Origin of the sequence: Mesorhizobium sp. B1-1-7 (assembly GCF_006442705.1) — a bacterium.
Classification (GTDB): domain Bacteria; phylum Pseudomonadota; class Alphaproteobacteria; order Rhizobiales; family Rhizobiaceae; genus Mesorhizobium; species Mesorhizobium opportunistum.
Genome location: NZ_VFWQ01000030.1, coordinates 1 through 19,958, shown reverse-complemented (window position 1 = coordinate 19,958; position 19,958 = coordinate 1). Strand labels below are relative to the sequence as shown.

General features: G+C 62.5%; 28 protein-coding genes. 25 read left to right on the top strand and 3 right to left on the bottom strand.

Annotated elements, in window-relative coordinates; all coding sequences use genetic code 11:
- The first annotated feature begins 65 nt into the window (after positions 1–65).
- From FJ978_RS31420 to FJ978_RS31345, 16 genes are all read left to right on the top strand, one after another.
- Positions 66–353: a hypothetical protein gene (locus FJ978_RS31420; protein ID WP_140576700.1), complete on the top strand. Its 288-nt coding sequence runs from the start codon at positions 66–68 to the stop codon at positions 351–353.
- Between the two features lie 52 nt (positions 354–405).
- Positions 406–774 carry a hypothetical protein gene (locus FJ978_RS31415; protein ID WP_140576699.1) on the top strand — a complete coding sequence of 123 codons (369 nt, stop codon included), beginning with the start codon at positions 406–408 and terminating at the stop codon, positions 772–774.
- A 2-nt stretch (positions 775–776) separates the two neighbouring features.
- The gene (locus FJ978_RS31410; protein WP_140576697.1) at positions 777–1,358 is read left to right on the top strand and encodes a head-tail connector protein; all 582 of its coding nucleotides are present in this window, start codon (positions 777–779) and stop codon (positions 1,356–1,358) included.
- Positions 1,359–1,388: 30 nt separating this feature from the next.
- Complete coding sequence (locus tag FJ978_RS31405) at positions 1,389–1,799, top strand: hypothetical protein (RefSeq protein WP_140576695.1); 411 nt, start codon at positions 1,389–1,391, stop codon at positions 1,797–1,799.
- Entirely contained in the window at positions 1,799–1,984 is a 186-nt protein-coding gene (locus FJ978_RS31400) for a hypothetical protein (RefSeq protein ID WP_246678238.1), read from the top strand. The genes FJ978_RS31405 and FJ978_RS31400 overlap by 1 nt, the downstream gene beginning before the upstream one ends.
- The gene (locus tag FJ978_RS31395; RefSeq protein WP_140576692.1) at positions 1,971–2,318 is read left to right on the top strand and encodes a head-tail adaptor protein; all 348 of its coding nucleotides are present in this window, start codon (positions 1,971–1,973) and stop codon (positions 2,316–2,318) included. Before FJ978_RS31400 ends, FJ978_RS31395 begins: the two co-directional genes overlap by 14 nt.
- Positions 2,315–2,815, top strand: a complete 501-nt coding sequence (locus FJ978_RS31390) for an HK97 gp10 family phage protein (protein ID WP_140576690.1) — start codon at positions 2,315–2,317, stop codon at positions 2,813–2,815. The genes FJ978_RS31395 and FJ978_RS31390 overlap by 4 nt, the downstream gene beginning before the upstream one ends.
- Positions 2,812–3,216: a DUF3168 domain-containing protein gene (locus tag FJ978_RS31385; RefSeq protein WP_140576689.1), complete on the top strand. Its 405-nt coding sequence runs from the start codon at positions 2,812–2,814 to the stop codon at positions 3,214–3,216. The genes FJ978_RS31390 and FJ978_RS31385 overlap by 4 nt, the downstream gene beginning before the upstream one ends.
- Positions 3,217–3,282: 66 nt before the next feature.
- Complete coding sequence (locus FJ978_RS31380; protein ID WP_140576687.1) at positions 3,283–3,720, top strand: phage tail tube protein; 438 nt, start codon at positions 3,283–3,285, stop codon at positions 3,718–3,720.
- Positions 3,717–4,163 (top strand): gene transfer agent family protein, encoded by a 447-nt coding sequence (locus tag FJ978_RS31375; protein ID WP_140576686.1) that lies wholly within the window; start codon positions 3,717–3,719, stop codon positions 4,161–4,163. The genes FJ978_RS31380 and FJ978_RS31375 overlap by 4 nt, the downstream gene beginning before the upstream one ends.
- A 122-nt stretch (positions 4,164–4,285) precedes the next feature.
- Positions 4,286–6,751: a phage tail length tape measure family protein gene (locus tag FJ978_RS31370; RefSeq protein WP_140576684.1), complete on the top strand. Its 2,466-nt coding sequence runs from the start codon at positions 4,286–4,288 to the stop codon at positions 6,749–6,751.
- Positions 6,748–7,419 (top strand): hypothetical protein, encoded by a 672-nt coding sequence (locus FJ978_RS31365; protein WP_140576683.1) that lies wholly within the window; start codon positions 6,748–6,750, stop codon positions 7,417–7,419. Before FJ978_RS31370 ends, FJ978_RS31365 begins: the two co-directional genes overlap by 4 nt.
- The gene (locus FJ978_RS31360; protein ID WP_246678237.1) at positions 7,419–8,009 is read left to right on the top strand and encodes a hypothetical protein; all 591 of its coding nucleotides are present in this window, start codon (positions 7,419–7,421) and stop codon (positions 8,007–8,009) included. Before FJ978_RS31365 ends, FJ978_RS31360 begins: the two co-directional genes overlap by 1 nt.
- Position 8,010: 1 nt before the next feature.
- Positions 8,011–8,421: a hypothetical protein gene (locus tag FJ978_RS31355; protein ID WP_140576679.1), complete on the top strand. Its 411-nt coding sequence runs from the start codon at positions 8,011–8,013 to the stop codon at positions 8,419–8,421.
- Positions 8,421–10,475 carry a fibronectin type III domain-containing protein gene (locus FJ978_RS31350; RefSeq protein ID WP_246678236.1) on the top strand — a complete coding sequence of 685 codons (2,055 nt, stop codon included), beginning with the start codon at positions 8,421–8,423 and terminating at the stop codon, positions 10,473–10,475. The genes FJ978_RS31355 and FJ978_RS31350 overlap by 1 nt, the downstream gene beginning before the upstream one ends.
- Before the next feature lie 50 nt (positions 10,476–10,525).
- The gene (locus tag FJ978_RS31345; protein WP_140576676.1) at positions 10,526–12,277 is read left to right on the top strand and encodes a hypothetical protein; all 1,752 of its coding nucleotides are present in this window, start codon (positions 10,526–10,528) and stop codon (positions 12,275–12,277) included.
- Here FJ978_RS31345 and FJ978_RS31340 read toward each other — a convergent pair.
- Positions 12,274–12,453 (bottom strand): hypothetical protein, encoded by a 180-nt coding sequence (locus FJ978_RS31340; RefSeq protein ID WP_140576674.1) that lies wholly within the window; start codon positions 12,451–12,453, stop codon positions 12,274–12,276. The genes FJ978_RS31345 and FJ978_RS31340 overlap by 4 nt on opposite strands.
- Positions 12,454–12,507: 54 nt before the next feature.
- On the opposite strand from FJ978_RS31340, the gene FJ978_RS31335 reads away from it, so the two are divergent.
- Positions 12,508–13,212, top strand: a complete 705-nt coding sequence (locus FJ978_RS31335; RefSeq protein WP_140576673.1) for a hypothetical protein — start codon at positions 12,508–12,510, stop codon at positions 13,210–13,212.
- Between the two features lie 67 nt (positions 13,213–13,279).
- Positions 13,280–14,602 (top strand): O-antigen ligase family protein, encoded by a 1,323-nt coding sequence (locus FJ978_RS31330; protein WP_140576671.1) that lies wholly within the window; start codon positions 13,280–13,282, stop codon positions 14,600–14,602.
- Here FJ978_RS31330 and FJ978_RS31325 read toward each other — a convergent pair.
- Positions 14,576–15,355, bottom strand: coding sequence for a toll/interleukin-1 receptor domain-containing protein (locus FJ978_RS31325; protein WP_181180448.1), 780 nt, complete (start codon positions 15,353–15,355; stop codon positions 14,576–14,578). The genes FJ978_RS31330 and FJ978_RS31325 overlap by 27 nt on opposite strands.
- An 81-nt stretch (positions 15,356–15,436) precedes the next feature.
- On the opposite strand from FJ978_RS31325, the gene FJ978_RS31320 reads away from it, so the two are divergent.
- The 4 genes from FJ978_RS31320 to FJ978_RS31300 all read left to right on the top strand — a co-directional run bounded on the left by FJ978_RS31320 (position 15,437) and on the right by FJ978_RS31300 (position 17,980).
- Positions 15,437–16,630: an N-acetylmuramidase domain-containing protein gene (locus FJ978_RS31320; RefSeq protein ID WP_140576668.1), complete on the top strand. Its 1,194-nt coding sequence runs from the start codon at positions 15,437–15,439 to the stop codon at positions 16,628–16,630.
- A 103-nt stretch (positions 16,631–16,733) separates the two neighbouring features.
- On the top strand, positions 16,734–17,027 hold the full coding sequence (locus tag FJ978_RS31315) for a hypothetical protein (protein WP_140576667.1): 294 nt from the start codon (positions 16,734–16,736) through the stop codon (positions 17,025–17,027).
- Between the two features lie 150 nt (positions 17,028–17,177).
- Entirely contained in the window at positions 17,178–17,630 is a 453-nt protein-coding gene (locus FJ978_RS31305) for a hypothetical protein (RefSeq protein WP_140576664.1), read from the top strand.
- Entirely contained in the window at positions 17,630–17,980 is a 351-nt protein-coding gene (locus FJ978_RS31300) for a hypothetical protein (RefSeq protein WP_140576662.1), read from the top strand. The genes FJ978_RS31305 and FJ978_RS31300 overlap by 1 nt, the downstream gene beginning before the upstream one ends.
- A 21-nt stretch (positions 17,981–18,001) precedes the next feature.
- On the opposite strand, the gene FJ978_RS31295 is transcribed toward FJ978_RS31300, so the two are convergent.
- Positions 18,002–18,238, bottom strand: coding sequence for a hypothetical protein (locus tag FJ978_RS31295; protein ID WP_140576660.1), 237 nt, complete (start codon positions 18,236–18,238; stop codon positions 18,002–18,004).
- 85 nt (positions 18,239–18,323) lie between these two features.
- On the opposite strand from FJ978_RS31295, the gene FJ978_RS31290 reads away from it, so the two are divergent.
- The 3 genes from FJ978_RS31290 (at position 18,324) to FJ978_RS31280 (ending at position 19,810) form a co-directional block, all read left to right on the top strand.
- Positions 18,324–19,196 (top strand): ATP-dependent DNA ligase, encoded by an 873-nt coding sequence (locus tag FJ978_RS31290; protein WP_140576658.1) that lies wholly within the window; start codon positions 18,324–18,326, stop codon positions 19,194–19,196.
- Positions 19,197–19,262: 66 nt separating this feature from the next.
- On the top strand, positions 19,263–19,523 hold the full coding sequence (locus FJ978_RS31285; RefSeq protein WP_140576656.1) for a hypothetical protein: 261 nt from the start codon (positions 19,263–19,265) through the stop codon (positions 19,521–19,523).
- 8 nt (positions 19,524–19,531) lie between these two features.
- Entirely contained in the window at positions 19,532–19,810 is a 279-nt protein-coding gene (locus FJ978_RS31280; RefSeq protein WP_140576654.1) for a hypothetical protein, read from the top strand.
- Positions 19,811–19,958: the final 148 nt, after the last annotated feature.

The window sequence follows — 19,958 nt, the reverse complement described above, 5'->3', positions numbered from 1 at the left end:
GACCGTCGCGCATTTACGGGGGCCGGCGCTTTTAGCGTCGGCTCTCCAACCCATGGAGACTGAAAATGTCTGATCTCATCAAGACGACCGTCATCAAGCCGCACATGGGTCCCGACGGCGTCATCACAACTGTCGGCCAGCAGATCGAGGTCGACGAGCGGCGCTATAAGGACCTGGCCAGGAAGGGCTATGTCGCCTCCGAAACCACGGCTGCCGAAGAACCGGCCGCAGAGGTCAAGGAAGGCATCACCAACGCCGATTTCCAGCCGAAGCGCACTCCGATCTCGGGCAGCGTGAAGTCCGCTCCGAAGACCCCGGCCAAGAGTTCGGCCAAGCCCAAGCGGAAGGCATAAGCCCCCCGCTCTTCACCGGCGCTTCGCGCCAGACCTCCAAAGGAGACCTTTCATGCGACGTTTCAAAGTCCCCGTCACGACGGACGGGAGTGGCAACGCCACCGTCAAAAGCCCTCGGCTGGCTGGCAAGATCCACAGCATCATCTACGTCAAGGACGGCACCAACGGCTACACCGATGGGGTCGACTTCACCATGACGTGCGACGAAACCGGCGAGAACGTCTGGACCCAGTCCAACGTCAACGCCTCGGTTGCGGTTTATCCGCGCGCTCCTGTCAGTTCGCAAGCCGGCGTTGCTTCGCTCTATGCTGCGGGCGGCACCGCGATTCAGGACAAGATCGGCATCGTCGACAGGCTCAAGATCGTGCTGGCACAGGGCGGCGCGGCCAAGACCGGCCTGTTCCACATCCTGGTCGATTGACCATGAACGTCGTCGTCATCACGCCGCCTTCGCCTGTCGTCTCGCTTAACGAGGCGAAGGCGCGTCTCAATGTCGATTTTGACGACGACAACAGCCTCATCACGGCCCTGATCGCGGCCGTGCAGGGCAATATCGACGGCCCGGCCGGCTGGCTGGGCCGCTCGATCGGCGTGCAGACGCTGGAGATGCGGCGCGCCAGCTTCTGCGGCTTCAACGATTTCCATCATCACGAAGGCGAGTGCATTTCGCTTCGCTGCCCGCCCGTCAAGCAGATCGTTTCGGTCAAATATTTCGACGCCGACGGCGTCGACACAACGGCCGACGACACTTCCTACAGGATTGTCGGCGAGGACCAGCTGGCGCCGGTCTACGGGCAGCGCTGGCCGACCGCCCGGCTCGACCATGACTCGGTCAGGATCCGCTACATCGCCGGCTATGATGCGGTGCCGGAGCCGATCAAAGCGGCGATCATGCTGCATGTCGGCCACCTCTACGCAAATCGCGAAGCGGTCGCTTTTGGCGACCTGGTGACAGAGCTTCCGCTCGGCTCGCAATACCTTCTGTCGCCATACCGGCGCTGGTAGCCCCCTCACCCCTCAACGGAGACCATTCCCATGGCCGATCTCGTCATCACCCCTGCCAATGTCGTTGCCGGCACCAATGCTGGCACCGATTCCGCTTCCGCCGGCGAAGTCATCGCCGCCGGCGACCAGATTTACCTCAACAGCACCACGAAAAAGCTGATGCTGGCCGATTCGAACTCCGCCACAGCGGAAGCCCGCAAGGCGATCGGCACGGCGCTCAACGGCGGTGCTCTCAACCAGCCGATCAAGTACCAGAAGTCCGGCGATATTACCCCCGGTGCGGCACTCACGCCCGGCGCCGCTTACTATCTTTCCGATGCCCCTGGCAAAATCTGCCCCGCCGCTGATGTCGGCGCTGGCGAGTATGTCTGCCTGATCGGGCTCGCAAAGTCAGCGTCGGTGTTGACGCTCGACTACCAGTTCCCCGGTGTCGCGAACTGATGTGGGTGCGCTTCACCGCCGATTTCGACTGGAAGCCGATTCCCCAGTCGACGACGGCCTACAAGGCCGGCATGGTTCTCAACGTCACCCGCGCCTGCGCGGATGCGGCGTTGGGCGCCGGCAAGGCGGTGAAGTCGGCCAATCCGAAGCGCGCGCCGGGCGAGGTCGACAATGGCGAAACCTGACGCCGGCTCGCTTCGCCATTGCGTCGCCTTCGACGCCCGTTCCGCCGTCGACGACGGCTACGGCAACACCGTTGCCGGCGATTTCGAGGAGCGCTTCCAGTGCCGGGCGGACTTGCGCAGCCGCGGCGGCTCCGAAGCCGTCATCGCCGCACGCCTCGAGGGGCGCAACATCTTCGGCGTCTATGTGCGCTCGTCCTCGCAGACCAGGCAGATTACGACCGACTGGCGCATGCGCGATGCCAGGCTCGGCACCGTCTATGCGATCGCCGCGGTCGACGGCGTCTCGGATCCGGCATGGGTCTATCTGACGGTCGAATCCGGAGTTGCCGCATGAGACCCAAGGTCAAATGGGAAGGCCGCGAGGCGCTTTATCGGCGGCTCAATGCGCTTCTGCCGAACGTCGAGAAAGAGGTTGCCGGCGAGCAGCTCGAAGGCGCCAAGGAACTTGCCAACAGGATCAGGCCTCGCGCGCCGCGTAACACCGGTCGTTATGCGAGCACGATCGAGGCTGATCGCCTCTCCAATCGCCCCGCCGATCGCAGGATCGGCGGCAAGGTGAAGACGACGAAAACCGGGAATGAATTGATCGCGACGAAAGACCCGAACGCCACCGGGATCTTCGGCGAGTTCATCTGGCGGTTCCTCGAATTCGGCACGGTAAAGATGGCGGCACGGCCGCACATATTTCCGACCTATCGCGCCTACAGGAAGGCTCTGCGCCGCCGCATCGCCGGCGCCGTCAACAGGGCCGTCCGCAAGGCGAAGGCCGACCAACAAAGTCTGACGGACCAGAATGAAGAGCTGATCGACGCTGTCGAGAGGTCCGGATGACGTCGCCAAGTCTCGAACTGCAAGGGGCGATCGTCACCCGCCTGAAGGCCGTCGCCGGCGTGACGGCGCTGATCGGCCAGCGCGTCTATGACCGCGTGCCGGCGAATGCGATATTTCCCTATGTGACGCTCGGGCCGATGGACGAACTGTCGGACGATGCCGACTGCATCACCGGCTTCTCGATCGCGCTCGACATCAACGTCTGGTCGCGCGCCGTCGGCTTTCCGGAGGCCAAGCGCATCAGCGATGCCGTGCGAGGCGCCCTGCGCGATACCGACCTGGCGCTGACCGACAACGCGCTGGTCTATTTCCAGCATCGGCAGACGGTCTTCTCGGAAGACCCGGACGGGCTGACGAACCGGGCCCGCATGAGCTTCGAGGCCTTCGCGGAACAACCGTGAAACTTGGCAGGGGCGCGCCTGCCGACGCATCCGTTCGCGCCGATCCACAAACAACAGGAGAATGCTATGGCAGCCCCGACCACAATCAAGGGCGGCAAGGTCAAGGTGATGCTCGGGGACGGCGCGTCTCCGGAGGTCTTCGCCGTTCCCTGCGGCTTCACGTCCCGTTCGATGACGCTGACCAAGGCGCTGAACGAATTCCAGCTTCCAGACTGCGACGATCCGGATGCCGTCGACTGGCTCGGCCGCGACGCCACCTCGCTGTCGATGTCGATCAGCGGCGAAGGCGTGCTGGCATCGGAATCGGTCGAGACCTGGCTCAACGCCTGGGAGAGCGTCGATTCCGTGCATGTGAAGGTCGAATGGGAGTTCCCGTCCAAGACCATCACCTGGACCGGCTCGATGCATGTCGAAAGCTTCGCCGCCACGGCGCCGAACGCGCAGCGGGCAACCGCCAACGTGTCGCTGCAGTCCGACGGCGCCATGGTGCGCGTCGTTTCGTGAGCCGCGACGCCTCGACGACTCAAGCCTTCGCCGACGGCGATTATCGCTTCCGCCTGGCGTGGGGCGAGCTCGAGGAACTGCAGGAGGCCTGCGATGCAGGCCCCTATGTGGTTCTCGACCGCCTGGTCACCGGCCGTTGGCGCGTCGGCGACATCGCCAATGTCATCCGGCTCGGCCTGATCGGCGGCGGACTGGAGCCGATCAAGGCGCTGAAGCTGGTCCGCAGTTACGTCCAGTCGCGCCCGCCGCTCGAAAGTCTCGTGCTGGCGCAGCTCGTCCTGGGCGCCGCCGTCGCCGGCGCGCCGGAGGAGGAAATCGGAAAAAAATCCGAGGCTCCGGATCAGAGCGAACCGCCGAACTCCCCAACGGCAAGTTCCGGTTCGGAGCCATCTACGGCAACGGAGCCGTCCTCGGCTTCAGCCCGCAGCAAGTCAGACGCATGAGCATGTGGCAGTTCCTGGCTGCCCTCGAAGGCTACCAGGCCGCCAACGATCCCGACGCCGACAAGGCCCTGACGGCCAAGGAACGGGATGAACTGTGGGACTGGATCAAAGAGTAGCGAGAGATGGCCGCCGATACCGAAGACCTGATCCTGTCGATCTCTGCCGATACCAGGCAGATCCAGCGCGCACTGCAGCGGCTGACCGGCGACACCAAGGCGACGACGACTGCCATCCAACAGCAGTTCGACCAGCTCGGCAACGGCACGGCCGGCGCGTTCGACAAGACCGCGGTGAGCGGAAAGCGCGCCTTCACGGTGATTCAGGGCGGCGCCAAGGATATCCAGACGGCCATGAAGGGATCGTCGCTGCAGACCGCTAACCTTGCTTCGCAGCTGCAGGACATCGCCGTGCAGCTGAAGGGCGGTGCCTCACCGCTGACGATCGCGCTGCAGCAGGGCACCCAGATCAACCAGGTCATCGGCCAGGCTGGTGCTGCCGGCGCCGTAAAGGCTCTCGGCAGCGCGTTCACGTCGCTGATCAACCCGGTGTCACTGGCGACCATCGCGACGATCACGCTGATCGGCTATGCCGTGCAATATTTTTCCTCCGTGACCAGCGGTGGCGCAAAGAGCGCCGAAACGCTGAAGCAGGAGGCCGAGCTGATCGACAAGGTCGCCCAGAAATGGGGCGACGCGCTGCCGGCCGTTCGTGACTACGCCGAAGCCCGCGCCAAGGCGCTCGACCTGTCCGATGCCAAATCGGCCACGAACCTGACCATCGAAGCGTTTTTCGCCGACGCGAAAAAGGAACTGGTCGGGCTGACGGCGCAAGTTGCCAACCTCTATGACGAGATTGGAGCCTCCGGCGCGCAGGAGGATGGTCTCGCCCGCATCCAGAAAGCTTTCGCCGAACTGCAGAAGGCGATCGGCGAGAACCGGGACAGCACCAAGGAAGTGAAGGAGCTGCAGGCGGCCCTTAATCAGGTCTATCAAGCCCTGCCGCTGCCCGATCTCAAGAAATTTTCCGATACGGTCGATGGTCTGGCCGACAATTGGCAGAAGGCGGCAAAGAACGCCGACGAGGCGAGAAAATCGTTTGTCAGGGCGACTGAGCCTGACATCTTCGATCCGCGCGATCCGCGCTTCCAGGGGCCAACCGGGCCTTTGCCGTCGAATGCCCCGGTGCCTGACGCCCGCCCCTCATTCGAAGATGTGGGGCAATCGATCAGCAGCCTGACGTCGGCGATCGATGCGTTCGTCCAGCGGGTCGACAAGGCCGAGGGACGCGGCGACAATCCCAATTCAAGCGCCTCTGGTGTCGGCCAGTTCATCGAATCGACGTGGCTGAACCTGTTTAGGAAATACTATCCGCAGCAGGCGGCCACCCTGTCGACACAGGCCATCCTCGACCTGCGCAAGAACGCCGACATTTCCTACAGTCTCATCAGGCAGTATGCGACCGAGAACGCCAGGGTTCTTCAGGCCGCCGGCGTGCATGTCGACGAAGCGGCATTGCAGTTGGCGCATTTCCTTGGCGCTGGCGATGCAGCGAAGGTGTTGAGCGCGGCGCCCGGAACGCCGTTGGCAGGCCTGATCTCCTCTGCCTCGATCAAAGCCAATCCGACGATCCTCGGCGGCGGCCGTACAGTCGACGACGCCATCGCCTATGCGCAGCGCCGCGCCAGCTCCGAGGTGACGGCCAAAACGCCCCAGGACCTTTTTGAAGGGTCCACCGATCGCATCCAGAAGCGGATCGATGCCTTGAACGCCGAGTATGAGGCGCAGGCGAAGCTCAATCCGCTGATCAAGGATTACGGATATGCCGCCGAAAAGGCGCGCATCGAGGCGGAACTGCTGGCGGAGGCGCATGCCAAAGGGGTCGAGGTCACCCCGGAGCTGGCCGCCCAGATTTCCACGTTGGCCGAAAACTATGCCAAGGCGTCTGCGGCCGGAAACCAGCTCAAGGAGACGAACCAGAAGATCGTCGATCAGCAGCAGGAGATCAACGAGCTTGGCCGCAGCGTGCTAGGCGGCATCATCGACGATCTTCGTGCCGGCAAGGATGCCGGCGAGATATTCGCCGACGTCTTGAGCAAGATCGCCGACAAGCTAGAGGAGATGGCGCTCAACGCCCTCTTCCCGTCGAGCGGTTTCGGCGGTCTTCTCGGCGGGCTTGGCGGTGGCGGCGGCCTGCTTGGCGGGCTGCTCATTCCGGGCATCCTGCATTCCGGCGGCGTCGCCGGCGTCGATGGCTATGGCCACGGCCGCGCGGTTCCGGCGTCGACCTTCTCCGTCGCCAGTCGCATGCATGGCGGCGGTGTCGCCGGCGGCCTGCAGCCGGGCGAGGTGCCGGCCATTCTGCAGCGCGGCGAAGTGGTGTTGCCTCGCGGCGCACGCACAGGCAGCGGCTCGAAGGATACGGTGCGCGTCGTTCTTCAGGACGATTCCGGCCGCATGTCGCAGATCGCCGACCAGCGCATCCAGACCCATTCCGGCACCATCGTCGAGGTTGCGGTGCAGAAGAGCACGAAGGCTGTGCGCAAGGGCATGCCTGGCTATCTCGCCGAAGCGCAGAGCCGGTCGCTGTGAGCATCCGCTGGCCCTGCGACGTCCTGGTCGCGCGCGACGTCTCCTTCGACCTGGCGCCGCGCTCCCTCGCCGGCCCGGCGTCGGTCAGCGGCGCGACGCAGGTGGTGGCGAGCGATGCCGGCATCTGGAAGGCGACCTATGGATCGATCGTCGTCAACAAGCGCAATGCGGTGCTGGCGCACCGGGCCATCGCTGCCTTGCTCGAGGGGCGGCTCGGCTCGATCGTGGTGCCGCTCTGCCGGGCCTGGCAGCCGGTTCCGGAGGGAGCGGTGGCGGCCGGTCTGTATGAGCCGGTTCCGCACAGCGACGGTGCATTCTTTAGCGACGGATCCGGTTATGCGATCGGTGCCGTGATTGACGTCATTGCCGCGGCTGATGCAGACATCCGCGCCACCACGCTGACGGCTGTCGTGAATTATGCCGGCGACATTCAGCCGGGCCAGCATTTCTCGGTCGGAGAAAGGCTTTATCGGATCCGCAGCTATGATCCGGTTACCGGCACCATGACCATCCGGCCGCCGCTGCGCGATGCCGTCGCCACCGGCGACCGGCTCGATTTCGACGATCCGGTCTGCCGCATGCGGCTCTTGAACGACGACGGCATGGACCTCGAGCTCAGCCTGCGCAAGTTCGGCACGCCGACCGTTCAGTTCATCGAGGACGTGTGATGGATTTCTTCACGCCCGAACAGCTGGCGCTGCTGACGGCCAGCAACGTCCATGTCAGCATCCTGGTGAAGTTCGACTTCGCTTCCGGCGCCGAATACGCCTGGAATGGCTACACGAGGCTACCCGTCGGCGGCAACACCTACCTGCCGATGTGCGGCATGGCGCAGGTCGAAGGGCTTGGCCTCTCCGGCAACGGTGCTTCCGACAGCGTCACGGTTTCGGTCAGCGGCCTGCCCGACCAGGCGCTCGGTTTCCTCGCCAAGGCGCTGCAGGACACCCCCTTGGTCGACCAGCAGTTGATGACCGTCTACCTGCAGCTGTTCGATCCGGACTGGCAGCCGGTCGGCAATCCGATCCCGATTTTCTGGGGTTTCATGCAGCCGCCAAAGGTCAGCCGCTCGGAAGCGCAGGATGATCAGGGTTCCGTCCAGTCGATCGCCATCGTCGCCGAGAACGCCTTCTTCAACCGCTCGCGCCCGCCCTATGGCCGCTACACCGACCGCGACCAGCAGGCTCGTTCGCCGGGCGACAAGTTCTTCGGCTTCGTCAGTTCGATCCTGATGAAAACAGTCACCTATCCGGACTACTGACATGACCGAGGCGGAGCGGCTGCAGGCGGTGCGCGATTACATCGCCCTCGAGATGCAGCGTCCTTACGAGAAGGGCATCACCGACTGCGGCGGAACGATCGACCGCTGGGTCCGGCGGATGGCCGGCGTGTCGCCGGTGTCGGCTTTCGGGCGACAATTGCGCAATGCCGAGGATGCAGCAGAATGGCTTGCGGTTCCGCAGATGTTTGCGGTGCTCGTCAACCGGGCGGCTCGCGCCGGCGGCTTCAGGAAAACGGCGACGCCGATCGCGGGCGACGTCGGCCTCATCTTCAGCAACAAGGGCGTGATGTGCCCTGCGATCCATGCCGGCGACTGCTGGTTCTCGCGCCATGACACAGGCGCGATAGCCGTCCCTGTCGACAGGTTCTGGAAGGCCTGGAGGGTCGAATAATGGGCCTCGAAAGCCTTGTTCTCCTGGCCCTCACCTCGATCGGTGTCAGTGGCGCCGCGCTGGGCATTGCCGTCGGCGCGATCGTCGGCGCCATTCAGATCGGCGTTGCCGTTGGTCTGTCCTACCTTGCCAGCTCACTGTTCCGTCCCGACCCTCCCAAGCCGCAGGATGTGCAGACGTCGGTCAAGAACCCCGTTGCGCCGCGTGTGCGCCACTATGGGCGCGTCAAGGCTTCCGGACCGTGGGCCTTCGTCGAGAGCAAGAATGGCGATCTCTACAAGGTCATCGTTCTCGGCACTGGAAAGCTCGATGCGATCGAGGAGTATTGGATTGACGACAACCTGGCCACGGTAAACGGCAGCAATGTCGTCACGTCCGCGCCATATAATTCGAAGGTGCAGATCCGGTCGCGTCTGGGCCTGTCGACAGAGACAACCTATACGACCCTCACGGCTCAGTTTCCCGAGTGGGATGCCAGTCACCGCGGGGACGGTGTATCTTCCCTGTTTGCCATCCAGAAGGCCGTCGGCTCCAACGATATAACCGATATTTTTCCGAACCTGACCAACACGCTCTATCGTGTCGTGGCGCGCGGTTCGCTTGTCGACAGCCTCGGCACCGGCACGAATATCTGGTCCGAAAACGCGGCGGACATCACGCGCGACTATATCGTCCACGCGGACGGCATGCGCCTTCCGGCAAGCGTGATCGACACGCCGTTGGCGGCAGCTGGTTGGCTTGCTGCATATAACCGCTGCAATGAGGCCGTGCCGCTCAAATCCGGCGGCACCGAGAAGCGCTACCGCATCTGGGGCTCCTACAAGCTCGACGAACGCCCGGCCGACGTCCTCTCGCGCATGACGGCCGCCTGCGACGGCAGGCTGGTGCCGACGGCCGACGGCGGCCTGACGCTCGATATTGGCACATGGGAAGATCCGACCGTCATCCTCGACGCCGACGCCATAACAGGGTTCTCGGAAGTCGCGCGCGGCCGCGACGTGCTGACGACGGCTAACATCATCCGCTCCACCTTCACCTCGCCCTTCCACGATTATCAGTCGACCGATGCCGACCAGTGGATCGACGAAGACGATGTCGCACTCCGCGGCGAGATTCCGCAGGACCTCCCCTTCAACATGGCGCCGTCGCACGGCCAGGCCCGCCGGCTCATGAAGCTCGCTGCCTACCGCGCCAACCCGTCATGGGTCGGCGTGTTCCAGTGCAATCTTCGGGCGCTGGCCGCCTTCGGCAAGCGCTTCGTGCGCATCACCTATCCGCTGTTCGGCATCGACGAGGTCTTCGAGGTGCAGGACTTCCGCTTCAACATCGGCGAGGGCGAGATCCTGACCGGCGTTTCGCTGCAGGTCCAGTCTATGCCATCGCAGGCCTATGATTGGGATGCGATGATGGAGGAAGGCACGGCGCCGATCTCGGAAGAGACGACGGTCGACAAGACGATTCCCCTGCCTTCCGGCTTCTCCTTTGGCGTATCGCGCATCACCGTTGGCAGCGCCCAGGTTCCCTATGGCGTGCTTGCGTTCGACGCGGCGCCGTCCGATGCGCTCATCATCCAGGGCCAGTACAAGAAGGTTTCCGACAGCGATTGGACCGTGGTGGCGATCAGCAACGATGCCACTACGGCCAACACCAACGCGCTTTCGGATGGAGTTCAATACGAGGCGCAGGTCCGCTTCGTGACGCTGACCGGCCGCGAAGGCGCATGGACGCCCAGCCAGAAAGTCACGCCGGTTGCCGACCCGACGGCGCCGGGCGTGGTGACCAACGTAACCAAGACCGGGGGCGCGGGAACCGTCGACCTTGGCTGGAAGTCGCCGAACAGCGCGAACTATGTGGCGGCCAACATCCGACGCAACACGGTCAACACCGAAGGCACGGCCGTGCTCGTCCGCACCGAATACGGGCCGCCTTCAACCAACGATTCCTATCAGGACGGCGGCCTCGCCGCCGGCACCTATTTCTATTGGATCAAGGCCGCAAACGCCTCCGGCATCGAGTCGGCGAGTGTCGCCACGGGATCGGTGACGGTCACCTGACCTGCCACTTCATCAGTTCGCTTCGAGCAATAAATTCAAAGGAGGCCGCTTTGGTCGACACTGCAGCGTCTATCTTTCGTGATTATGTGATCGATGGTGTGCCATCGTCAGGACCGTACAGTCCGAAGAAATCAGAGATCCGCGAGCTGCTTACTTCTTTTGAGGGCGGTCGCGTCATTCCGGTCTCTAGCCTGGCTTCGCTGAAAGCGCTTGACACAACCGTTGCGACCACAGGCCATTTTGACGGCAGCGACTGGGATTGGACGCTTGGCGATTACTCGGCCCACATAGCCGTTGACACGGTTGGCGGCATCTATGCGAAGGCAGATGCCATTGCGGCAACCGTCGGAGCGTGGAAGCGTAGGTTTGATCGCCATAGCGCCAGGTTCTATGGCGCCGCGGCATCAGCGAGCAGATCGGCCAACGTCGCTGCGCTGCAAGTCGCGGTCGCGGTCGCGCAGCTTTTCGTTGGCGAATTGTTTCTGCCGGAAATCTACCCGACTGATGCGCCGATCACAGTGTCGAGCAACATCAAGCTGTATGGCGTCAGCGCCTTCACATCAGGCATCAGCAACAACAACGGCAACGCTATCAACATCGCGCCATCGACCGGCATTGCCAACAACAATACCTGGTGGGGCTTTGCACATTTCTCAGCAATCTCGACCGCTGCTAATCCGACGTCGTACGGCATAAGTTATTTGCCAACAGGTTCGGAATACCTATCGAACTGGATTATGGAAGGTGTCTTTGCGTCCGGCCTTAGCATGGGGGCCAACTTCGATAGTCGCGGCAGCACGCTAGGCATCTTCTCCTGCACGTTGCGTCGCAACTGGTTTGACAATGGTCTGCGCATCTTCGATGGCGGCGACAGCATCACAATCATAGAAAACACGGTGAACGGTGCCAATGGCATCATCGTCAATGTGCTCAAGACCGGCGCGCGCCAGCTTGTCATCCGCAATAACAACACGTCAGCACTTGCGGAGTGCATTTATCTGATCGGCGTTACCGGAGCGATCGTAGAGGAGAATTGGGCGGAAACGCCATCGTATCTCGGCAGCTATACCGGCGGCTCCGGCGCTCTTGTGACTTTGTCGGGATGTACCAACATCCGTCTGTACAGGAACACCATCAATCCGCTTGATGAAATTGGCGGAGGATTCGTAGGCGCCAATTATGCTATTGCCCTTGTTGGAGTTGGAAGTGATCACATCATTGATGACAACGACATTGCGGATGGTCAGCTCGGTCACGTCAATCTGGATAATGCGAACGTCACCATTGGTGAACGCAACCGATTGGCTGCGGGCGAGACATCCCTTGCGATCACGGTAGCTTCTGGCGGGTCTACGCTCCGCAATTATTGGGCGCCGCCGCGGTGCTCAGTCACCAAGTCGGCTGACCAGACGGGCATTGCTACGGCGACGTGGACCAAGATAGCATTGAATTCCGAAGCCCAGGATATCGGCGCTTACTTCGACGCAGTGACCAACAACCGCTGGACGCCACCGAAGGGCCGCATCGCCATCGCGGCATCGGCGCGCTTTAGCGCCGGCATAGGCGACCAAGGAACATTCGCCTGCGCCATCTACAAGAACGGGGCGATACTTCAGTGCGGGGCCTTCCTGCACTCCAGCGGGACCGGCGTGCTCGATCCAACGGTCACATGCTATGATGACGCTTCGGGAACCGACTATTATGAGCTGTTCGCCTTCGGCACCACGGCCACGACGCTGACCGTCCAGGGGAGCGCTGCATTCACCTACTTCAAGGGGCAGTGGCTTGGCCCGATCAACTAGCGGCGCGGCTTGAATTCGTAGATCTCGCCTTCGATTATCACCGTCTTGCCTTCCTTGATCGCCTTCAGCCCGGCCCTATCGCTGGATCGCCCGTCACCATGATATTCGGGGATCCTGCGATCGCCTTTGAGCCACCGAATGGCGTCGCTGCAGACATTTTGCAGTTTGTTGAGCATAACTGACCTCACGCTGGTTGCGCACCAAATAGCTTGCTGTATGTCTCACTTGCCATGCAGAAAAACAAGTTCGCAATTCTATTTCTAGGCCGACAGGGGTCGAGCTATCTGGCTGGATTGATCGATGATCATCCCGATGCCACATGCGAAGGCGAGCTTTTCGCGCCGAAAGTCAGCCGGATCGGTGATATAGTCAAAGGCCGAGCGGTTGCATTCTGCAACAGTCGATGCGCAACCCCGACCGCGTATTTAGAGAAGATCGTAAACCGTCTGCCCGGCGCAGCGGTAGGCTTCAAGCTTCCGCTCGGAGCCATAGAACGGCACCCTGAAATCGTTGAAGGCCTAGAGCGTTTCGAATACAAGCTCATCCGCCTTTCCCGCGAGAACATGCTGGATCAGTATATCTCGCTGAAGCTTGCGGCAGCCAACAACAAATGGACATCGCAGTCCGGCCGGTATCGGATCACGAGTGTCGAGGGAAACCCGCCCGAAGCGGCGCAGTATTTCGATGTCTGGCAGCGACAAAACGCCGAACTGGCCAGAATAGCTGGCGGCTTCCCATCGCTTCACATCACCTATGAGCGCATCGCCGCCGACTTTCCCGCCGTTCTCGACTTCCTAGGCCTCTCCAGCCTCAAACCCGTAGTGAGCAAATTCAAGCGACAGCGTGAGGGCGGACAGCGCGCTGTCCTCGCAAACTATGACGAGATGAAAGCGCATTTTGCAGGGACCAGCCGCCAATGCGATTTCATCGAATAGACGGAATCAGAAAAGCTTTACGACCCTATCGCGCACATGTATCTGGGCCTCCAGCGGGAGGACGGAAATGGGCTTTCGAATCTGGGTGACGGCGCTTTTCGTCGGAGCGATCTTTCTGGGCAGCGTGTGGCTTTGGAAGGTCACGCTGCCGATCAGCATATTGCTCCTGCCGTTTCTGTTTCTGGATCGTTCGCAGCTCACTCTGCGGTTGCCCTCGGCGGCCTTTCCGCTCTTGGCGCTCGGCGCCATCATCGTCGTTCAGTTCCTGATCAATTTTCACGACCCATCTTTCCAGTGGAAGGCTGATCTGGCCGTTTGGATGCCGCCCATGTTCGCCGGTCTGACCATCCTGGGCATCAGAGGGGAGGGACTGACGGATCGGCTGACGTTCCGATCCATGGTGACGGGTGGTGCCCTGACGGCGCTGATCATGCTGCTGATGATCGGCTTCGCACCGAAGGGCGTGTTTCTACTGCCCGGACAGGACGCATCCAACGTCGAGGCAACGTATGCTGCCGAAAGGGCGGCGAACACCGTCGAGCCCGCTCCGGCAGTTCAAGCCCCAGTCGCGCAAAGTGTCCCGCCAGCGTCGCAGCCCGTACAGCCGGCGGCACCGGCAGGAAGAGAAGCGTTCTCGCCGAAAGATGGTGGCAACGATACGGCTTTCTATGATCTGAAAAACAGGGCGCGGACCCTGCTTGGACTGTCGAACTACATCGCCGTTTTCATGGTGTTTCTCTTCGCGGTGACACTATTTTCCGGGTTGCCGTTTGCTGCCGCTGCATTCGGCGTCATGACGGCTCTGACCTTATCCCGGTTCGGCATCGTCATGCTGGCGGCGGTGACGGTGATCTATCTGTTTCGTCGGAAGGTGCCTGCTGTCAGGATGGCAACGATCTTGGCGGCTCTATGCGGCCTTGGGATGGCCGCCTTGTATTTAGGACAGGATTTGATCCCGCACATTCCGGGCTCTTCATCGCTGATGGCGAGGCTGGAATATTGGGACTCCGGCGTAGATGCGCTGAGGCTTCACCCGATCATCGGCGCGCCACGCTCAGTCTATCTTGTCGAGATGGACAACAGCATCACCTGGAACCCGCACAACTCAATCCTGTGGGTTGCGGTGAACTTCGGCCTGGTCGGCCTGCTGGCATACATTGCCTATGTCTGGATTGCGATGCGTGAGATCGCAAAGGCCGCGCTGACATCGGACCTGTGGAAGGGCGTTTTTGTCGGGGTCGCCATGATCTTGGCATGGAGCCTTGAAGAGATCATCGTCCTAACGCCGGCATTCGAATTACTGCTGGCAGCACTCTACATGCTAGGGCACAACGTCAACGCACCGCGGTCGATTCATCGCGCATCACCAATTGCCGGCCCGCTCCACTGAATACATTTGTCCGCGCTGTCCGAAAACGACTTGGCTCGGCAGACCCGAGAAGACCAAGTATGCGCTCATCGTTGCGTCGACCGCCTGGTGAATCTCAATGCCAGAATATCCTTCGTGAGGTCGCAGTTCAGCTGTAGAAGTCATGGAGCCTGCGGGGGGCTCTCCAGATGGGCCGTGCATTCCGAGTTGTAACAGAACGCGCTCGGCTTCTTTGAGCAAAAAGATGAACGGGTACCACCTTCCCGCTCTTGGTCGCACCTCAAGTATGTACTGGCCCCCACGATTTTTGACCCATGCCAAATGGAAGGGCGCTATGTGCCGCCCACCTGGTCCGGGTGGAACCCTGATGGCAGCTTCCAGGATCCGTTTGTCCCAATCAGATTCGGTCAAATGAACGTAGATGCGCGACCGAATGGCCGGTGGGATCAACTCGGGCGAGATCTTTCTAGGGAAGATGCCGATTATCGGGAAACCTGCGGTGCGAGCGTCAAGCGTCCTGGTGAGAGCATAGTTCAGCTCCTCACGACAGGGTTCGCTGCGCAAGCTATTTTCGGTAACATAGAAGGCTAGTGCATCCGTTTTTGCTGGGTTGCTAATAGCGTCAGCTAGCTGCGGCCATAGACGCTGTCCTCTGACCAGGTGCGTTCTATCAAGATGGACGTCTATGCCGAGTGAGCGCAGTTGTTGAGCAATAAAGTCGACCTCCTCGGCTTCATTGTCTACCCAAGCGTACGTCAGCCAAAGTTTTGTCATCGAGCAAGCTCCAGCGCGCAGTGACCTGCTGTTTAGCTCCCTAATCTGAAACCAATCGCTCCACAACCCAAGGAATCTCCCATGGACACTTCGTTCAAGGGCGCGGCCGTGCGCCTGCATGACATCGACATCACGCGCATCGGCGCCGAAATCGGCGTTGGCGAGGATGAGCTGCACGCCTTTATGGACGTCGAGGCGGCCGGATCCGGCTTCGACGCGGCCGGCCGGCCGAAGATGCTGTTCGAGCCGCATGTCTTCTACCGGCTGCTCGGCAAGGGCGCCAAGCGCGACGCTGCGGTCAAGGCCGGCCTCGCTTACCCGAAGTGGGGCGCCAAGCCCTATCCCAAGGACAGCTATCCGCGCCTGGTGAAGGCGATGGCGATCGACGAGACGATCGCGCTGATGTCGGCGTCGTGGGGCTCGACCCAGATCCTGGCCGAAAACCATCGCGACGCCGGCTATACCTCGCCGCAGGCGATGGTGAGCGCCTTCATGGCTTCGGAAGCCAATCACCTCGAGGCGACGGTACGGCTGCTGGTCGCCTGGAAGATCGACGACGATTTGCGCGCGCATCGCTGGCCGGTCATCGCCCGCACCTGGAACGGTCCCGGCTACAAGCAGAACCGCTACGACGCCAAAATGGCGGAGGCCTTCGCCAAATGGCAGAAGATCAGGGACACGCCATTCTCGCCGGCGGCACAGGTGGCCGCTATCCCTGCCGCCGCGCCGGCCGACCAACCGGCCGATGCGACGGCCGTCGTCGTCGACAAGGACACGATCACGCGCGTCCAGCAGCAGCTGAAGGATCTCGGCTATACCGAGGTCGGCGGCGTCGACGGCAAGATCGGCACCATGACGGCGACCGCCATTCGCGCCTTCCGCGCCGACAACAGCTTGCCTGCCGGCGATGGCATCGACGACGACATGCTGCTTGCCCTGCAGAAGGCCAAGCCGCGCGCCATCGCGCCGGAACGCGCCAATGCCGCGCCGGAGGTCGTGCGCGATAAGGTGCCGGAGGTGAAGGCCAACTGGCTGTCCAAGATCGGCGGCTACATCGTCGGCATTCCGGCGGCGGCCGGCGCGCTGCTCAAGGGCGCGCTCGACAACATTCCTGCCGCCAAGGATTACATCGATCCCTTGACATCGATCGCAAGCGACGTTCCCGGCTGGGTCTGGCTGGCAGGCATCGCCGGCATCGCCGGGGCCTTGGTGCTTGTCTCGCGCCACGGTGAGGCCAAGGGCGTCGAAGCCTTCCAGAGCGGGGCTCGACGCTGATGCGCGAGGTATTCGAGGCGGTGATCGAACAGGCGCTGCCGGTGATCGCCGGCTTCCTTGTCGGCCTGGCGGCCGGCATCGCCGGCATGTGGTGGATATTCCTGTGAGCGCGCTCATCACCATCATCGCCGGCCTGATCGGCGTCCCGCGGCCGCTGGCCGGCATCGTCGCTTGGGCGACGATCGCGCTCGCTATCTCCGGTGCCGTTATCGGCGGCTACCATCTCATCAAGCACCAGGGCGCCGACGAGCTGCGCGCCAGAATAGAAAAGGACAACCAGGATGCGATTGAAAAAGGCATTGAGGCCAGCCGCTCTCTTGACGATTGCGTCGATGCTGGCGGGGTGTGGGACTTCCGGCGTCAACGGTGTTCCGGGGCTGCGCTCGGCCATCGGTAGCAGCCTCGCCGGCGCTCAAGGGAAAACGCTGGCCGACCAGAACCGGATCGACCACACGGTCGCGCCAGGCTGCGCCATCGGCCTCTACACGCCCGCCGAATGCGACCGCCACACCCAGGCGAGCGCCGGCCGGCGGGCGGAGCTGAAGACGTGATCGTGCTGCGCATCGCCGGCGGCATCCGCCAGCATTTCGGGATGCGTGTCACCGAATGGATCATGACCGGTGCCCTGTTCGGCTGGTCGGGGTGCCTGGCGCTCGACCCGCTCACCTTCGACCGCTCGCCGTCGATGGCCGTCATCGCGACTTATGGCGACGAGTTCTTCTGGGCCAATGTCTGCCTTCTGGCCGGGCTGTTGCGGCTCGGCGCGCTGATCGTCAACGGCACCTTCAAGGGCTTCCGCTACTCGCCGCATTTCAGGGCGGGAGCCTCCGTCGCGTCCTGTGTGTTCTGGGGTCAAATCGCGCTCGGCGTCCTGGTTGCCGTGTTGACGGCGCACGGCTCCGGAACCGGGGTTGTCGTCTACCTCACCTTCATGACGATCGAGATGTGGAACCTTTTTCGAGCATGGGCTGATGTCGGTGCTGCGCAGCGGAGGCATTGATGATTCTTGGCATTCCGGCCGAACAGTTGGTTCCCATCGCCAACTTCGTGGGGCTGGCGCTGCTCGGCTTGCTGGCCATGCTTGGCCTCCGCTTCGGCCGTGGCACGGCGACGCCGGCGGAACGTCAGGTCGAGGTCGCCGGCGCTCTCGTCGATAACAGCGCCGTCAGGGAGCTGGCATCCTCTATCGATGGCTACACGCTCGAATTGAGCGCCGGCCGCGCCGACAATGAAAAGCAGCGCCAGGCGCTCTATCGCCTGGCCGAGGTCGGCAGCCGCTTCGTCGACGAGGTGGCCGACCTGCGCCGCGACATTGGCGATCTGGCCAAGGAAATCGCCCGCGCCAAGTGATCCGCGCCCGGCAACGCCGCCTCACTCGCCATCATGAGCCCGCTCCGGTTCGCCGGGGCGGGCTTTTTTGTTCTCGGCAGTCAGTCTTTCGACCGTGGCGACGATCGCTCTCGATATCGCCTCTGCCTCGCCGAATATCGTCGGGGCGTAGAGACAGTTGACGGCTTCCTCGCTCGGCAGCACGCCCGGCGGGCAGTGCTCTTCGATCGTGGTCCGGATGAGGGTTAGTGCGTCGCGACAGGCTGGATCGTTTTTCATAACCCTTCCAACATGCATTTTACCTAAAATGTTCCGGAACGGTTTTGGCCGCCGCGGCTTGATTCGCGTTGTTGGGTACGAGTGCATGGGTCTGAAGTTCATTCCGCCATTGCTGCCGACGCTGGTCGACAAGCCGCCGGAGGGCGACGGCTGGAGCCACGAGGTCAAGTTCGACGGCTACCGCTCGCAGATCGTGCGCGATGCCGGCGGCGTGCGCATCTTCACCCGCCGCGGCCTCGACTGGACATCGAAATACCGCGATCTTGCCAGGGAAGCCGCCGACCTCGATGTCAAAAGCGCCATCATCGACGGCGAGATCATCGTGCTGAATGACGCCGGCGTGTCCGACTTCGGCGCGCTGCGCAAGGCGATCACGCGGCGCCAGCACGACCTCTATTTCGTCGCCTTCGATCTCATGCACCTCAACGGCCACGATCTGCGCGACATGCCGCTGGAAGACCGGCGCGAGATCCTGGCGGCGCTGATTCCGGAGGGCAAGCACATCCAGTTCAGTCAAGCGCTGCCCGGCGAGGCCAAGGCGATCTTCCACCTGATCGACGAGGCCGGGCTAGAGGGCATGGTGTCGAAGCGCAAGGACAGCAAATATCGCAGCGGCAATTCGACGGCATGGCTGAAGACGAAGGCCTATGCGGTCGACGAGTTCGACCTGCTCGGCGTCGAGCGCGAGCCCGGAAAGCCCGCCTTCGCTCTCATGGCCGATCGCGGCACCGGCCGCTATGTCGGCTCGGCCTTCATCACCGTGGGCCGCGAGATGCGCGAACGGCTATGGCAGCGCGTCCAGGAGCGCTCCGGGCCGCCGCCGCCCAAGGCTGTGATCAAGGAAAAGCGGCCGGCGACGCAATGGGTCAGGCCGGGCCTGGTCGGCCGCGTGAAGCACCTGCGCGGCGAGGAAGACCTGCGCCACGCCTCGCTGCAGGATTTTCGCGAGGAAGACTGACGGGGCTTGACGATTGGCAAAGGAATTTGTTCTTATTTCGTTCTCGCCCATTGGAGAACGAAAAACATGCCGCGCCGGCGCCGACACGATGCCATTTCGGAAGGTCACCTCGCTCTGATCGAGCAGCAGATGTTCAAGCTGCACATGGCGCTTGACGACGCGCTGAGGTCGCTGACGCCCTTCCGGCCGCATTACGATGCGATCAGCGACTTGAAGCGGCAGATGGACGAGGCGGCGAACCTGCTCAGGGATCGGCCGATCGATTACGCGCGTCCGCACGCCGCGCCGATGTCGGGTCCGGGCCTGCCTCCGCCCGGCCGGGGCTGATCGATGGCATGGCGATCGAGACGGTCAGGGACGTCTGGCAGGCCGGCGGGCGCATTCACTTCCGCTGCACCTGGGGCCGCCGCGCCGGCCTGAAGAGCATCCGCGAATGCGGCTTCCGCTACGATCTCGACCTGATGACCTTCATGATCACGCGCGGCCGCGCCTGTCTGGTCTCCGACCTCAAGGGCAAGGTCCGCTGCCCGATGTGCGGCTCGCGCGACGTCGCCATCGGCATCACGCTGCCGGGCAATTCGGGCGCGGCGGCGATGCTGGCCGGTGAGAAATGAGCGCGAAATGGTTTTACAATCGGCAGCTAAGCCATTGTTTTGTTTAAGGCGTGATTTGACCTGTTTTACATGCAACGCATTGAAAGCCAACGAAAAGCACTAGCTTCCCAAGCTGAACGCGCGGGTTCGATTCCCGCTACCCGCTCCA

Excerpts from the sequence above, each read along its gene's own strand:
- FJ978_RS31420 (WP_140576700.1), top strand. The coding sequence starts at position 66 with ATGTCTGATCTCATCAAGACGACCGTCATCAAGCCGCACATGGGTCCC.
- FJ978_RS31415 (WP_140576699.1), top strand. The coding sequence starts at position 406 with ATGCGACGTTTCAAAGTCCCCGTCACGACGGACGGGAGTGGCAACGCC.
- FJ978_RS31410 (WP_140576697.1), top strand. The coding sequence starts at position 777 with ATGAACGTCGTCGTCATCACGCCGCCTTCGCCTGTCGTCTCGCTTAAC.
- FJ978_RS31405 (WP_140576695.1), top strand. The coding sequence starts at position 1,389 with ATGGCCGATCTCGTCATCACCCCTGCCAATGTCGTTGCCGGCACCAAT.
- FJ978_RS31400 (WP_246678238.1), top strand. The coding sequence starts at position 1,799 with ATGTGGGTGCGCTTCACCGCCGATTTCGACTGGAAGCCGATTCCCCAG.
- FJ978_RS31395 (WP_140576692.1), top strand. The coding sequence starts at position 1,971 with ATGGCGAAACCTGACGCCGGCTCGCTTCGCCATTGCGTCGCCTTCGAC.
- FJ978_RS31390 (WP_140576690.1), top strand. The coding sequence starts at position 2,315 with ATGAGACCCAAGGTCAAATGGGAAGGCCGCGAGGCGCTTTATCGGCGG.
- FJ978_RS31385 (WP_140576689.1), top strand. The coding sequence starts at position 2,812 with ATGACGTCGCCAAGTCTCGAACTGCAAGGGGCGATCGTCACCCGCCTG.
- FJ978_RS31380 (WP_140576687.1), top strand. The coding sequence starts at position 3,283 with ATGGCAGCCCCGACCACAATCAAGGGCGGCAAGGTCAAGGTGATGCTC.
- FJ978_RS31370 (WP_140576684.1), top strand. The coding sequence starts at position 4,286 with ATGGCCGCCGATACCGAAGACCTGATCCTGTCGATCTCTGCCGATACC.
- FJ978_RS31360 (WP_246678237.1), top strand. The coding sequence starts at position 7,419 with ATGGATTTCTTCACGCCCGAACAGCTGGCGCTGCTGACGGCCAGCAAC.
- FJ978_RS31355 (WP_140576679.1), top strand. The coding sequence starts at position 8,011 with ATGACCGAGGCGGAGCGGCTGCAGGCGGTGCGCGATTACATCGCCCTC.
- FJ978_RS31350 (WP_246678236.1), top strand. The coding sequence starts at position 8,421 with ATGGGCCTCGAAAGCCTTGTTCTCCTGGCCCTCACCTCGATCGGTGTC.
- FJ978_RS31340 (WP_140576674.1), bottom strand. The coding sequence starts at position 12,453 with ATGCTCAACAAACTGCAAAATGTCTGCAGCGACGCCATTCGGTGGCTC.
- FJ978_RS31335 (WP_140576673.1), top strand. The coding sequence starts at position 12,508 with ATGCAGAAAAACAAGTTCGCAATTCTATTTCTAGGCCGACAGGGGTCG.
- FJ978_RS31330 (WP_140576671.1), top strand. The coding sequence starts at position 13,280 with ATGGGCTTTCGAATCTGGGTGACGGCGCTTTTCGTCGGAGCGATCTTT.
- FJ978_RS31325 (WP_181180448.1), bottom strand. The coding sequence starts at position 15,355 with ATGACAAAACTTTGGCTGACGTACGCTTGGGTAGACAATGAAGCCGAG.
- FJ978_RS31320 (WP_140576668.1), top strand. The coding sequence starts at position 15,437 with ATGGACACTTCGTTCAAGGGCGCGGCCGTGCGCCTGCATGACATCGAC.
- FJ978_RS31300 (WP_140576662.1), top strand. The coding sequence starts at position 17,630 with ATGATTCTTGGCATTCCGGCCGAACAGTTGGTTCCCATCGCCAACTTC.
- FJ978_RS31295 (WP_140576660.1), bottom strand. The coding sequence starts at position 18,238 with ATGAAAAACGATCCAGCCTGTCGCGACGCACTAACCCTCATCCGGACC.
- FJ978_RS31290 (WP_140576658.1), top strand. The coding sequence starts at position 18,324 with ATGGGTCTGAAGTTCATTCCGCCATTGCTGCCGACGCTGGTCGACAAG.
- FJ978_RS31285 (WP_140576656.1), top strand. The coding sequence starts at position 19,263 with ATGCCGCGCCGGCGCCGACACGATGCCATTTCGGAAGGTCACCTCGCT.
- FJ978_RS31280 (WP_140576654.1), top strand. The coding sequence starts at position 19,532 with ATGGCGATCGAGACGGTCAGGGACGTCTGGCAGGCCGGCGGGCGCATT.